Raw genomic sequence first — 13,098 nt, forward strand, 5'->3', positions numbered from 1 at the left:
GAGCTAGTTTGGCACGCTTTACTAAGAGCGTTATTCATAAGGCCTGTTTCGCGCGTGTCGCTGTGAAGACATCGACTTCTCGCGGGAGAGAATGGAAGTTCCTACACACCATTCTTGAAGCGAGAAGTCGATGCGCTATGACTCTACTACAGGTTTGACCTCTGGGCAGGTCACGGAGTTGGTGGCTCGGATATTCCAGGTCCTGTCCGGGCGTCCATCGTTGCCTGGCCGCCCCGCGCTTCTCAACCTGCGGGAGCAGGTCATTCTGACGTTGCTGCTGTTGCGACAGAACCTGAACCAAGCCGCCGCCGCGGACCTGCACGGCGTCTCCCACGCCACCGTCTCGCGGATCTACCGGCGCATCGTTCCGCTGATCGAGCAAGCCTGCTGCTTCTCAGGGATTTCCCTGGAAGAAGCTGTCCAAGGCCGTGTCGTCCTGGTCGATGGGACAGACGTTCCCACCGGGAACCGCGCGAAAACGGGTCGGTCCAATTACTCCGGGAAGCGGCACCGACAAGGCCTCAATGTGCAGATCGCCGCAGATCTGGACGGCGGCCTCCTCGCCGCGTCAGACCCTGTCGCCGGCGCCCGTCATGATCGTGTCGCTCTCGCGCTCTGCGGCTGGGAGCCGATCCTCGATGACACGGACTGGATCGCCGACCCGGGCTACATCGGCACCACCGCGACCACTCCCCGCAAACGACCCCACGGCACCACCCTCGACGACAACACCAAGAAATCGAACCGGGAAATCTCCAGAACCCGATCCGCATTCGAGACGTGCATCGCCCACTTCAAGGAGGCTTATGCAAAATCCGATTGATCAACATGGATTCGTGCGTGTCGTTCACGGTTAACACCGGCTGGTCCGCTGTGCTTGAAGAGCAACCTTCGACAGAAACTCTTCGCAAAGGAACCAGCCGGTGCACACACAGACTACTACGGGAATGACGGCCGAGCACTACGCGATCCTCGCCGAACGGATCGAGAACGAGTTCACGTGGAATCGGCGTCGAGGACGGCCACGCACGCTCTCGCTTGCCGGGGCACTGCAGATCACTCTCCTCTATTATCGCCAGAATGTCACCGAGCAGTTGATCGCTGATGTGGTCGGTATCAGTCAGTCGACCGTGTCGCGAACGATCGCGGTGGTTGAGGCGATGCTCAATGTCGTTGTCGACGACGAGCAGCCGGACGTTGACGCCGCGCTCCGCGGGACGACGGCCGTCATCGACGGCACGCTCCTGCCGTGCTGGTCCTGGGCAGACGCGCCGGAGCTGTACTCCGGGAAACACAAGACCACCGGGCACAACTGCCAGGTCCTCGCCGACCTCTCCGGCCGGTTGATCCACATTTCGGATCCGATGGCGGGCAAGCATCACGATGCCCACGCGTTTCGAGAAACCGGGTTGGCCGACACCGTTAACCTCTCGAACACGCTGGCCGACAAAGGCTATCAAGGCACCGGAATGGTCACACCAATAAAGAAGAGGCCAAGCGAAGACCATCTGCCAAATTACGCCAAACACCACAATCGCTTCGTGAACACCCACCGCTACGTGATCGAGAGAACAATTGCTAGCATCAAGACCTGGCGGATATTCCACACCGACTACCGGCGGCCACTGCGCACTTTCCGAGACGCCTTCAATGCCGTCCGCGGACTCATCTTTTTCACTCGGCAAAAAACCAATTCTGCATAAGCCTCATTCAAGCCCTCATTCAGGAGTACCCGCGCATTCTTGTTGAGGACTCCCGCGTCCTCGCAAAGCAGAAAGAAGTTCTTGTCGTTCAGGTAGAGTAGATCGTTCTTCTTGCTGATTTTATGATAGCCAAAGGACTTGTCGAAGCGAGCCAAGTTCGCCGCTTGAACGTGCTTAAATCCGTTCTGGTGATTTTCGATGACGGAATAGATGTGTTCGATGGTGGCTGCCCAAACCATAAGCACAGCTCCACGGTACGCCGCCGTTTCGTAGCAATCGATAGCCTCCTCGAGGTATTGACGGTAGGTATCAGGGGCGGCCTTCGCGGCATCCCTCAATGAATGGAGCGCTTGAGCCGGGGCCTGCCGGGCGATGTCCGAGACCGGTAGCCTGTAGGCATCTTGAAACTATCTCAGCCTATCGAGATGTCGAGACCAGCCCTCACTTGTCGTCATCATCGATAGTCTTTTCCAGCACGTAACGGGCCATGTTCTTGAATATCTCGCGCATCGTGTCGGCCGTCGCGTCCGCAGCGATGTGGATCTCGACGTTGACGTGAACGCTCGGGCTCGCTGAGACGTTCACGCTGGGTGCAGGTGGAACAACCTGGCGCTCTATCGCGGCCGGTTGAGTAGGCGAACCCTCTGGCACCAAAGTCTGCTTCTCAGTTGCGTCGGCGGCAGGGTCGACCTCGTCAGAGAGCGTAGGCTCTTCAACGTCCGGTTGACCGGTCACCATCAGATCGATAACGGGAAGATCGAACTCGATTCGCGTTTCCTTGCCACCGCGACCGACAGTAAATTTACCCGCGGCGGCACCAGCAATGACGCGACCAAAGGTCACGGCGCCGGAGCCCAAGGTGATTCCACTGAGGTTTCCGATGGTGTCCTTATGCGAGGCTTCCCAGTATTGTCCGATTTCAGCTGTCGTGACCGCATCTCGTTTGCCGTAGTGAACCCAGTCCAGGGTGGACTTGTACAAATCAACGGACAGCAGCACCTCGCGCAAAGCGGCCTTCGTTTCTGTATTGAAAAGCTGGCCCCGATCCGTGGTACGGAGGTTCTTCCCGTCACGCAGAACCAATCCAAACTCGACCATCGCGGCTACCTTGCGGTCATCGAGTGCTCCAAAAGCCTTCTCAATACGAGCCGATTCAACCCAACCGATTTGACGGCTGAGGAAGCCCATAATCTTCTGTATATCCTCAATCGACGCTTTGACCGGTACCGTGAAGTTCCCCTTCGACAGATTCTCTGTCACTTTACCATCATCGGCCACCGAAGAGCCGTAGCGGAGACGCTAGCTAACGCCCGAGCGTGCCGCTTCCCCCTCTGTGGGTGTGGTTCAGGGTGCGTCGCATCGTCCGGACGAAAGGTCACATGGTCGCAGGTAAAACGACCACAGGTGCGATGGCGACCTGGCGCCCGTTCGGAATCAGCATCTCGATCAGCGTCGCCATGCCAACAAACCCGTTGAACCTGACCTAGCACGGGCTTGGACCTTCAGGCCCGTCACCGCCAGCGCAGATTCAACCTCTCACTCGGCGCCTCAGCTACATGTGGTGCATGGAGGAAGCGTGATGGTCGAGTTTGATGTGTATCAAGCAATGCGCGACCAGCTCGGTGTCGAGTACTATTCATCGCTCTTTGAGGCGGTCGCGAGTCAATTCGCGCCAGCGCTGGGATGGAAACCGTCGTTTGCGCGGAGCGGGACGACCGTCAGCTGATCGAGTGTGCATGGACGCACTTCTTGCGCGCCGATCGGGCACGGCGGGCCGATGGAATCGACGGGCGGCCGACGGGGAAGGGGGGCATCGAGTGAGGTCACCGGCGCCATGAACACCATCGAACAGGGACGGTCCGTCGCCTCTCCGGGCTCACGTCCCGCGGAGGACTGAGTGCCGAGGGTGCGCCGTCAGGCACAGCGCAGGTGTTCAGGCGGCGTCTTCCAGGGCGTTCGGCCGGCCGCGGCCCAGCTGCGTCGGGACAGTACCGACGAGGTGGCCCCTGCGCTGAGGATGTCCTCGAGAAGGAGAAGCGCTCGATCGGTCAGTTCATCGCCTGGATAGAAGGAGCGGTGCACCTCCGCCGCTTCCTCGACGGAGGCGATGCGGTGAAGTGCGAGGAGCCGAGCGATATCATCGTCATCACGTCCCGGGCGACTGGCCCGGAGCTTCATCGCCAGGAGCGCGCGAGTCGACGCGATCTCCACGACGATGTCGTTCGCCGAGTGGATCGTCGTCCATTCCACGGTCTCGCCGTAGTCGGGGAAGAAGATCGAGGCGTCCGGGTTCAGCCAGAGAAGGGGCCAGCCCCGCTTTCTGGCGACGACAGCGGCAGCTCTTCTGATGTCCTCGGCCGGGGTTAGGCGCGCGTCGACGTCGTTGGTGAGTCGGCGGTCGCCGAACCAGAACGCGATCGCTGCACCGCCCACGATTCGGATCCCGGCTGGCCGGTGGGATCGCGTCAGGATCCCGACCACGTCGGACAGCCCCTCGACGATGTCCTCGCGGCTGAGCTGATCCCTTACGCGCTCACCAGCGTTTCCGCCTCGATGAGGACGTTGCGCCTGGCGAACTCAGCCGGGACCCGCGTCGCATCCACCCGGGTGCGGACTCCGCCCGTCGGCGGCTGCCACGGCGCCGGGAGAAAGCGCGATGCATCGTCGATCCACTCGGCGCGAGGGAGGCCTTCCTCGTCGAGCCGGTACGCGGCGACGGCCGCGAGTGCCGCACCCCAGCCCGGGTCGGCGAAGGGAGGGGGCTCGGCGAGCGTGAGACCGACCCGGAGAGCGGAGTGCACGTCGGCCAGATTGTCGGCGAGTTGGATGAGCTGCCGGTAGGCGGTCCTGACATCGTCACGGTTCAACGCGTCCGAGATGACCGCCCCGATTGTCGCCGCGTCTTTTCGGATCGTCGGCACGAGCACGATCGAGTGCTGAGTGTGGGAGAGCAGCCGCTCCAGCAGGTCCACCGAAGGCTGCCGCCGAGCGTTCTCGATGCGCGAGAGTGTGGCCTCGGCCACGTCCGACGTCTCGGAGAGCTCGCGCTGGGACAAGCGCGCTCCCCAGCGGGCGGAGCGCAGAAGTCGTGCTGCCGTCATCGTGGCCTCCCGGTTGACGAATGAGTCAATCCTAGCTCGGGAACGCTGCCCCGATCATGGAGGAGGGCGCGCGGGCGACGCCGAAACGACGAATCCCCCCGCCTCTCCGAGGAGAGACGAGGGGATCCGATCGGTATGTCGCCCGATCACTGTGTCCGAGGGGGGACACGAACGCTTCCCCCACCCGAGCGACTGACATTCTTGGTGCGCCCCCATTGACCAGGCTTTACCTAGCTGACTGCGCGATCCACGGTCATCATACTCTCGCCTTGGAGTTCAGCGGGACCGCCTCCAACTAATCGTTGCTGTAGGCGATCGTCACCCGTTCGATCTGGCTGTTGGGTGCCGGGATCGTGTCGAGCGTGAACTCGAACACCGCACGGGCGCCCGGCTCCAGGAAACAAGGCCGCGCTCGCCGAGGCTCTCGAGCCGTTCATCGCTGCGGCGCGGATGCTGACCTCAACGGGCACTGTCATTCAGGGAACGCGGGCGGTCGCGCTGACGATGTACTCGCCAGAGCTGTCGGCCGCGATTCGGCACAGGGCGGCGCCCAATGGGCACGAGGTCTCTCCGAAGGGGCGTGTCGCTGCGGACGTGGAAGCCGCGGACCATGCTGCCCGCTGACGCTCACCCCTCGACGTGGCGGAGGGCGACGTGATCCCGCAGGGCCTCGTCAGCTGCTCTCAGCCGAGCGCTCCTCGTCCCAGTTCCGGGAATGGTTCGCGCGGAATGCTTCGAGCGCGTGCTGAGCCATGTCACGGTCCTGAGCGAGCACCGTGGCGCCCGAGCGCGTGTCAGGGGCCTCATCGATGCCGGACCAGGTGGCCTTCGACACCTGCAGGATGACGGCAGAACTGCTGCCAGCGTCCATCTGCTGTCGAGGTAGAAGCGGCGTTTGCCGTTGTCGACCAGGAAGGTGCGGCCGGAGGTACCTTCTTCGGTCAGCATCTGCCGGAGCGTGCGGACCCGCCCGTCGTCGATCCGCCAGCACCGGTCGAGGTCTCTCGCGATCGCGACCCCTGCGGCGTCGGTCTTCCCGACGGGGAGGGAGTGGTACCGGACGGCGGGGACCGGCTGCCTCCTCTCGTTCTGGGGAATCGCGTTGTACCGGGTCGGGTCGACGATGAAACGTCCATCGCGGCCGAATTCGTCCGTCGTCCGCCGGGAATCGTAGTCAGCTTTCGGGACTCGGAACACGGCCTCGTGCGTGTCGCTGGCGCGGCGGGCGGTGACGATGGCCTGTGCGGTGCCGTCCGGGTCGTTACTGGCGCTGGCGATGATCAAGTCATCGGTGTGCGCTACGGTCCACACGGCGCGGTCGCGAACGGGGGACTGGCCCGGCTCGATCATCTCCCCGGTGACTTCCTCGTAAGCGTCCGGGAACCAGCGGATGACACCATCGCGGCTGGACTCCGGGGACCGGCGCGGGAACGCGTCCGGGAAGTACATGCCGACGATGTGCGCTTCGCAGTCCTCCTCGGACCAGCCGCCGGACCGGCGCAGCGGGGCGGGGATGGCGCGGTTCCGGGCGGCGGACGGTTTCACGCCGCCGTGGCTGGGCGTGTCGGCGATCGCGATGCCGGGTGCGGGGTGTTCGACGTGGTCGGCGGGACCCCATGGGGTGCGCGACCCGATCTCGAGGTTGACGACGCCCCAGTCGCGGGCGAGGGTCGCTTCAGGGGCAGTGTGCTCGCGGTCGGTGAACGCGCCGACGTTGCTGGAGTGGCCGCGGGGGTGCAGGGACGCGTCGAAAGTTTTCATGCCCGGGATGTACGCGGGCGAAGCGACAAGCGATGCCGCTGCCAACGATCAGAGCGGCAGCTTGGTGGGCTCAGAGAAGACAGCAGTGCGGCGCTCACCGACGTCGGCGCCGCACTGCATCCCAAGTCAGGCGGTGGCCAGCTCGTGTCCGGTGCTGACGAGGACACCCTTGAGGTGGCCGACTCGGCCACCGGCGGCCTCGTTCTTGATGACGGAGACGTCGAAGCTGAGGTTGATGCCGTCGGTGCGGTAGTTCTCCCGCAGCCACCTGACCACTTCGGCGCGGACCTCGCGCATGCGCTGCGTGGTGACGGCGTCGCGGGGGTCACTGCTGTCGAGCGTGCTGACGAGGATGACCGCCGGGGGTGGTCCCATCGGCGAAGGGAAGTGGGCTGGCAGGGCAGCCGTCGAGCGGGGCCTCCTCCAGGCCGCGCGCGGTGAGGTGCTCGCGGATCCGTTGGGCGGCGGACCCGCCCAGTGCGTCGGTCCCCTCGGAGATCACGGGACCGAGGCGGTATCTGCGGCTGCGTCTGCGCCGTCGTTGACGGTCGGGTTCGGGTCGGGGAGAGGGCGCAAATCGTCGGCGGCGCGGGAGGGAAATCGGGCATGGAGGTCGCGGCCATGGCGTCGAAGATGGAGGAGGTCTGCCTGGTCTTTGCGGGTTCGTCGGTGAGATCCGGCAGACCGGGCTGCGCGGCGACCTCGAATCGGAGCACCCAGGTGAGGTTTGGTCGATCGGTTTGGACAGAGAGGAAGCGCGCCATGCTCAGATACGCATGGGTGATCTTTCGGACAGCGTTCGGCTGCGCCTGCTCGGGAATCTCGCTCCAGGTCATCCCGTCATCGGCCGTGGGCTGTCGCATGACGCGGTGATCCGGTGCAACGCGGCGACCTGCGCCGCTTTGGCGTCGCTGGAGTAGAAGAGCGGCCTGGCTGAGGCCGTGGCCGGGCCGCGGGTCGCGGGCTTCCGGCGATGACGGTCAGGGGGACGGTCGCGCCTTCGACGTCTGAGTCTTCGTCCGGGCGGACATAGAGGTTGCGTTGCAGCTTCCCGGACACGTCCACGGGGGAGGACTGCGCGGACGTCCACGCGCGGAACCGCGGGTCGGTCCGCTCGGCCTTCTGGATCCAACGGGCCTTACCGGACTGGTGGGCGCCGACGGACCCGACGGTGGCAGCGAACTCCTCTGCGCGCGTCTTCGCCTTCCGAGCATCGATCGACGCGGAGAGGTTGTTGGTGTGCGCCGCGACGTCGGCGTGCTTCGAACCGGACTTAGCCCATTCCTTGATCGTGTCGCCGAGGGACGCGAGCGGGTCGTCGCCCTTCTTCATCCGGAGATCAGCATGGGCGCGGGTCGTCTGGGGCTGGCTCTTGACTCGCGGTGAGACGTTCGCCCGGGTCGCCGCGCGTCCTGGGCGTGAACTGGCTCCGTCTGCCCAGTGGCTACGCGTGAAAAACGATCTAGCCGAGGCCTTGGCGCCCATCACGCGGCAGTTTCAGGGAGGTGCGCGCGCGTCCGGCTGCAACGTTCGTCGTCCTCTTTTCGAGCTGTCGCTGCATGCCAAGGGCGCACCGTAGGATGTAGCGGTGGAAGCGGAGGAGAGCATCGACGATCTGCGGGACCGTCGGAGTGAATTGCGAGCAAAGTGCGGTGACTGCTTCGCTCTCTGTTGTGCTGCTCTGTCATTCGAACGATCCGCAGACTTCGCCCTCACAAAGGCAGCAGGGGAGCCCTGCGTGAATCTCCAAGACGACTACCGATGCGGCGTCCATGAGCGACTGCGTCCGCTCGGCTTCAAGGGCTGCACCGTCTTCGACTGTTTCGGTGCAGGTCAGAAGGTGTCTCAGGACACCTTCGCGGGGGTGAGCTGGCGGGTCGACCCCGGTTCGAGGCCGTCGATGTTCGAGGTGTTCTCCGTCGTCCGCCAGCTTCACGAAGTGCTCTGGTTCGTGAACGGGGCCCGCCTGGCGACCCTGGGTTTCGAGCCTCTCGCGGCCGAACTGACGGAGGCTTCCGCTCGGATCGAGCGCCTTGCGGACGGGTCCGCTACCGAGATCGTCGACATCGATGTCGACGACGTCCGTCACCAGGTCCGCCACCTCCTCCTGGCCGCGAGCGACCACGTCCGCGCGATCGCATGTCGTCAACGCGGCAAGGTCCGCCTTCCCGGGCGCGTGCGGCCCGGTGCCGACCTTCTGGGGGTTGCGTTCCGCGACACGGACCTCCGCGGGGCCGATCTCCGGAGCTCGTACCTCATCGGATCAGATCTCCGGGGATCTGACCTGCGCGGCGCCGACGTCCTCGGTGCGGATCTGCGTGACGCCGACGTCTCCGGCGCCGACCTGTCAGAGGCGCTCTACCTGAGCCAGACGCAGGTGAACGCCGCGAACGGCGACTTCTCGACCCTACTGCCCGCTGGACTGGAGCGACCCGCGCACTGGTCGTGACCGGGCGCTGTCAGCGCGGCGTGACGCGCGGGGTGCGCGCCGCCCACGGCGCGGCATGCTCGAGCTGAGCGGCGACGCTGATCAAGAGGTCTTCGCGACCCCTCGCTGCGACGAGTTGGATGCCGATCGGGACACCCTCTCGCGAGAGCCCGATCGGCAGGCTGATCGCCGGGTTGCCCGAGACATTGAACGCGGCCGTGAAGGGGGCCAGGTCGTAGATGCGACGCAGCCACGATCTCGCGTCGTGTCCGGGATCGTCGTAGTCGAGGGTGCCGTGCGCCGGCGGGAGGTTGACCATCGTGGGAGTGAGGAGCAGATCGTGCTCCTCGAAGAACTCCGCGACCTGCCGGGTCACACGGTTTTCCGCGGCGCTCGCTCGCGCGACGTCGGCTGCGGATGCCGCCGCGCTCTCTCGGAGAACCGTCCGAGGGACAGCCTGCAGGAGCGATCGATCGATCGACGGCGCTGACTCGAGCACTGACAGTCCGGTCGCGAAGACTGTGAGCATCGACGCCTCGATGACCTCGTCGAGGTCGAGGATCAGCGGTGCCCCAGTGACGTCGTGGCCGATCCACTCGAGCAGAGCAGCGGTGGTGCCGGTGATCTCGGCGACCTCGGTCGACAGCGAGCCGCCACCCCACGCGGATTCGAGTGCCGCCACCCGGAGTCGACCTGGGTCGCTGGTGACGGCGTCGACGAAAGGGTGCCTCGGTCGGGGGAGACCGAACTTGTCACCGTCCGTTGCGCCGGCGCAGACGTCGAGGAGATGGGCTGTGTCGCGGATGGTCCGCGTGATGACGAACTCGGATGTCTGCCCGAAGCCGGCTTGGCCGACGAAGGGCCCGCAAGGAGTGCGTCCGCGGCTCGGCTTAAGTCCGATCACGCCGCACGACGAGGCTGGGACACGGATCGATCCACCGGAGTCGTTGGCGTGCGCGAAGGGGACGGCACCCGAGGCGACGAGTGCTGCTGCGCCGCCGCTCGAGCCTCCGGCGCCGAGCGTCGGATCCCACGGGTTGCGGGTAATGCCGTGACGGGGGGACTCCGTCGCGAAGCTGAGCCCGAACTCCGGCATCGTGCTGCGACCGAGGCCGACGAACCCCGAGCGTCGTAGCAGCTTCATGAGCGCGTGGTCGTCGAGGGCGACGGCGGCGTTCACAGCGCGACTGCCGACGTGGAACGGGGAACCGCTGACGAATGGCCCGGAGTCCTTGACGACGAAGGGCACGCCCGCGAAGTCACCTCGGGCGTCGTGGTGCGCGGCCGGTTCGAACAGCGGTCCCGCAAGGGCGTTCAGGGTCTCGTCGACGCTGGAAAGCGCCTCCCGCGCGGCCTGTTCGACCTCGCGGATGGTCACGTCGCCGGCGCGCAGCAGATCGCGCAGGCCGATCGCGTCATATGCGACGTAGTCGTAGACGTCCAGGAGGTCTCCTCTCGACCGGAGCCGTTCTTGACCGACTACGGGGCAGGTGGCCGCGCACGCTCCGGCGCCTGCGACACAATAGCCTGTCCTCATGACGGCGCCCCCCCGATCCCTGCCAGTCGCCCGCGTCCGGCAGATGACACCGTGACGCTCTGGGCCACGAGCGACCTCCATGTGTCCCACGCCGACAACAGGACAGTGGTGGACGGCTTCCATCCGTCGGGGGACGGCGACTGGCTCATCGTCGCCGGAGACGTCGCCGAGTACTTCGAGGACGTGGTCGACACGCTCGCGACACTCGCTCGCCGGTTCGCCCGCGTCATCTGGACGCCGGGCAACCACGAACTTTGGACCCTACCCGGTGATCCCTGCCGGCTGCGGGGGGAGGACCGGTACCGGGCGCTCGTCGACGAGCTGCGGACCGTCGGCATCACCACCCCCGAAGACCCGTTCCTGACCTGGAACGGTGACGGTGGCCCGGTCACGGTCGTGCCGCTGTTTCTGCTCTACGACTACTCGTTCCTGCCCCCCGGCGCGAGGACCGTCCGTGATGCGCTCGAACAGGCCGCGAGTGCGGGGGTCACCTGCACCGACGAGTTCGTGCTGCACCCCGATCCCCACCCTGATCGCGCTGCCTGGTGCCGACAGCGTCTCTCGTCCACGCGCGCACGGCTCTACGCGCTCCCCGTGGAGCGCCGGACGCTGCTCGTCGGGCACTGGCCCCTCGTCCGGGAACCCACCGACATCCTGTACCACCCGGAGTTCGCCCCGTGGTGCGGCACGACGGCCACGGCTGACTGGCCGCGCCGCTTCAACGCCGCGGCGGTCGTCTACGGTCACCTGCACGTACCGCGCACGATGATCGTGGACGGGGTGCCGCACGTCGAGGCATCGGTGGGGTATCCGCGAGAGTGGCGTGACCGGAGGCCGACGAGCATCGGCCTCCGCCGAGTGTTCCCGACCGGTCGGGAGGACGACCAGTGGTGACCACGGCGCACCCCGGTCTGTTCTCGGGGCTCCTGCCGAACTCGGTCGTCGTCGCGGAGTCCTCCGACGACGAGGGCGCCCGACCGCTCTGGCCCGAGGAGGCAGCGGTCATCGACCGTGCCGTCGAGAAGCGACGACGCGAGTTCGCCACCGTCCGTAGTCTCGCCCGCGGGTGCCTCGGCCGTCTCGGGGTGGCACCCGCGCCGATCCTGCCGGACGCAGACCGGGCGCCACGGTGGCCCGCGGGGATCGTCGGGAGCATGACCCACTGCGACGGCATGCGGGCTGCCGCTGTCGCGCGTGTCGGCTCGGTCGTCGGCATCGGGATCGATGCGGAGCCCGATCAGCCGCTCCCGGACGGGCTGCTCGACTTCGTCAGCGTGCCGTTGGAGCGCGGTCCGCTCGCTGCACTGGCCGTACGACGTCCCGACGTGTCGTGGGACCGCCTCCTGTTCTCGGCGAAGGAGAGCGTCTTCAAGACCTGGTTCCCCGTGACACGGCGGTGGCTGGACTTCTCCGACTGCGCCGTCGAGTTCGACCCGAACCGCGGTACCTTCCTCGCCACGCTCCTCGTCCCGGACGGCGACGCGATGCAGACGATGTCGGGGCGGTGGGCATCGTCGAGCGTCGCGGGTCGGGCGCTGCTCGGCACGGCGATCACGGTGTCGTGACCGAGGCTCCCGGTCGGATGCGCGCGAACACGTCGGACACGACCGCCTGAGCTCGCGCCTGCAGGTAGAAGTGCCCACCGGGGTGGACCACCAGGTCGAACCGACCGACGGTGTGACGCCTCCACTTCCGTGCCTCGTCGATGTCGACGTGCGGGTCAGCATCGCCGGTGAGGGCGACGACGTCGCAGCGCAGCGGGACCGTCGGGACGTAGTGGTACTGCTCGATCGCTCGGTAGTCCGCCCGTAGGCTCGGGAGGACGTAGCGCATCAGGGACGGGTCGCGCAGTACGTCGGCATGCGTGCCGTCGAGGCTGGCCACCTCGGCGACCAGTCGCTCGTCGCTCTCGAGGTGGAGGGCACTCTGCCGCTGGAGGGAGGCAGCTCGACGACCCGAGACGAAGAGGACGGACGGCCTTCTCCCGGTTGCTTCGAGGCGACGAGCGACCTCGAAGGCCACCGTGGCTCCCATGCTGTGGCCGAACAGGGCGACGGGCCTGTCGAGCAACGGTCCGACGGCGGACACGACGGCGTCGGCGAGACCGTCGATCGACGTCAGGGGCGGTTCGTGGTGGCGGTCCTGCCGGCCGGGGTACTGCACAGCGACGACGTCGACGGCGGCGCCGGCAAGCCGGGAGAACTCGAAGTAGGACGATGCGGAACCGCCGGCGTGCGGGAAGCAGATCAGCCGCGGGACTGCAGGCGCGCTGTCGTGGAACCGACGGAGCCAGGGCGTGTGTGTGTGCACCTTGGGCACGGCGTCCTCGTCTCTGGAGTCGAGCCGGGTGGTGTGCCGGCTCGACTCTGAACTCTAGGGCGGCAGCCATGTCCTCGCAGGTCCTGGACGACCTGGTCGGGGCGACCGTCGGCCATCGGCGGATGCCGTGTCCACTAGGGTGACTCTCGACGATTCGTCAGTGAGGGGGGTTTCATGGGTGCAGGCACCGAACGGTGTGCGAGCGTGAGCCGGGTCCGCGATGCTCTGGTGGCGGACCTGCCCGCACTA

The 13,098-nt window shown here is 66.0% G+C and carries 14 protein-coding genes; 6 read left to right on the forward strand and 8 right to left on the reverse strand.

What is annotated here, in order from left to right; translation table 11 throughout:
• The first annotated feature begins 130 nt into the window (after positions 1-130).
• Together A6122_RS03890 and A6122_RS03895 are read left to right on the forward strand one after the other, a co-directional pair.
• Entirely contained in the window at positions 131-823 is a 693-nt protein-coding gene (locus tag A6122_RS03890; RefSeq protein WP_068251840.1) for a transposase family protein, read from the forward strand.
• 124 nt (positions 824-947) lie between these two features.
• Positions 948-1,703, forward strand: a complete 756-nt coding sequence (locus tag A6122_RS03895; RefSeq protein WP_084415799.1) for a transposase family protein — start codon at positions 948-950, stop codon at positions 1,701-1,703.
• 441 nt (positions 1,704-2,144) lie between these two features.
• Here the strand turns inward: A6122_RS03895 and A6122_RS03900 are convergent, their stop codons facing one another.
• On the reverse strand, positions 2,145-2,963 hold the full coding sequence (locus tag A6122_RS03900; RefSeq protein ID WP_068251841.1) for a hypothetical protein: 819 nt from the start codon (positions 2,961-2,963) through the stop codon (positions 2,145-2,147).
• 319 nt (positions 2,964-3,282) lie between these two features.
• Here A6122_RS03900 and A6122_RS16920 point away from each other — a divergent pair, with 319 nt between their 5' ends.
• Positions 3,283-3,429, forward strand: coding sequence for a hypothetical protein (locus A6122_RS16920; protein ID WP_167542340.1), 147 nt, complete (start codon positions 3,283-3,285; stop codon positions 3,427-3,429).
• Between the two features lie 188 nt (positions 3,430-3,617).
• On the opposite strand, the gene A6122_RS03905 is transcribed toward A6122_RS16920, so the two are convergent.
• From A6122_RS03905 to A6122_RS03925, 5 genes are all read right to left on the reverse strand, one after another.
• A complete protein-coding gene (locus tag A6122_RS03905; RefSeq protein ID WP_146085117.1) occupies positions 3,618-4,136 on the reverse strand; it encodes a hypothetical protein in 519 nt (172 codons plus the stop codon).
• Positions 4,137-4,228: 92 nt separating this feature from the next.
• The gene (locus A6122_RS03910; protein WP_068251843.1) at positions 4,229-4,804 is read right to left on the reverse strand and encodes a helix-turn-helix domain-containing protein; all 576 of its coding nucleotides are present in this window, start codon (positions 4,802-4,804) and stop codon (positions 4,229-4,231) included.
• A 627-nt stretch (positions 4,805-5,431) separates the two neighbouring features.
• On the reverse strand, positions 5,432-6,565 hold the full coding sequence (locus A6122_RS03915) for a DUF7007 domain-containing protein (RefSeq protein ID WP_068251847.1): 1,134 nt from the start codon (positions 6,563-6,565) through the stop codon (positions 5,432-5,434).
• A 126-nt stretch (positions 6,566-6,691) separates the two neighbouring features.
• Complete coding sequence (locus A6122_RS03920) at positions 6,692-6,940, reverse strand: hypothetical protein (RefSeq protein WP_068251850.1); 249 nt, start codon at positions 6,938-6,940, stop codon at positions 6,692-6,694.
• 465 nt (positions 6,941-7,405) lie between these two features.
• Positions 7,406-7,897 (reverse strand): hypothetical protein, encoded by a 492-nt coding sequence (locus A6122_RS03925; RefSeq protein ID WP_068251853.1) that lies wholly within the window; start codon positions 7,895-7,897, stop codon positions 7,406-7,408.
• 406 nt (positions 7,898-8,303) lie between these two features.
• Here A6122_RS03925 and A6122_RS03930 point away from each other — a divergent pair, with 406 nt between their 5' ends.
• Positions 8,304-9,014, forward strand: a complete 711-nt coding sequence (locus A6122_RS03930; protein WP_237358230.1) for a pentapeptide repeat-containing protein — start codon at positions 8,304-8,306, stop codon at positions 9,012-9,014.
• Between the two features lie 10 nt (positions 9,015-9,024).
• On the opposite strand, the gene A6122_RS03935 is transcribed toward A6122_RS03930, so the two are convergent.
• On the reverse strand, positions 9,025-10,530 hold the full coding sequence (locus tag A6122_RS03935) for an amidase (RefSeq protein WP_084415802.1): 1,506 nt from the start codon (positions 10,528-10,530) through the stop codon (positions 9,025-9,027).
• Between the two features lie 51 nt (positions 10,531-10,581).
• On the opposite strand from A6122_RS03935, the gene A6122_RS03940 reads away from it, so the two are divergent.
• Together A6122_RS03940 and A6122_RS03945 are read left to right on the forward strand one after the other, a co-directional pair.
• Entirely contained in the window at positions 10,582-11,424 is an 843-nt protein-coding gene (locus A6122_RS03940) for a metallophosphoesterase family protein (RefSeq protein ID WP_068251856.1), read from the forward strand.
• Entirely contained in the window at positions 11,421-12,095 is a 675-nt protein-coding gene (locus tag A6122_RS03945) for a 4'-phosphopantetheinyl transferase family protein (RefSeq protein WP_208855046.1), read from the forward strand. Before A6122_RS03940 ends, A6122_RS03945 begins: the two co-directional genes overlap by 4 nt.
• Here the strand turns inward: A6122_RS03945 and A6122_RS03950 are convergent.
• Positions 12,082-12,849 (reverse strand): thioesterase II family protein, encoded by a 768-nt coding sequence (locus tag A6122_RS03950; RefSeq protein ID WP_068251857.1) that lies wholly within the window; start codon positions 12,847-12,849, stop codon positions 12,082-12,084. The genes A6122_RS03945 and A6122_RS03950 overlap by 14 nt on opposite strands.
• Between the last annotated feature and the right edge of the window lie 249 nt (positions 12,850-13,098).

Source organism: Rathayibacter tritici, from assembly GCF_001641005.1.
GTDB classification, from domain to species: domain Bacteria; phylum Actinomycetota; class Actinomycetes; order Actinomycetales; family Microbacteriaceae; genus Rathayibacter; species Rathayibacter tritici.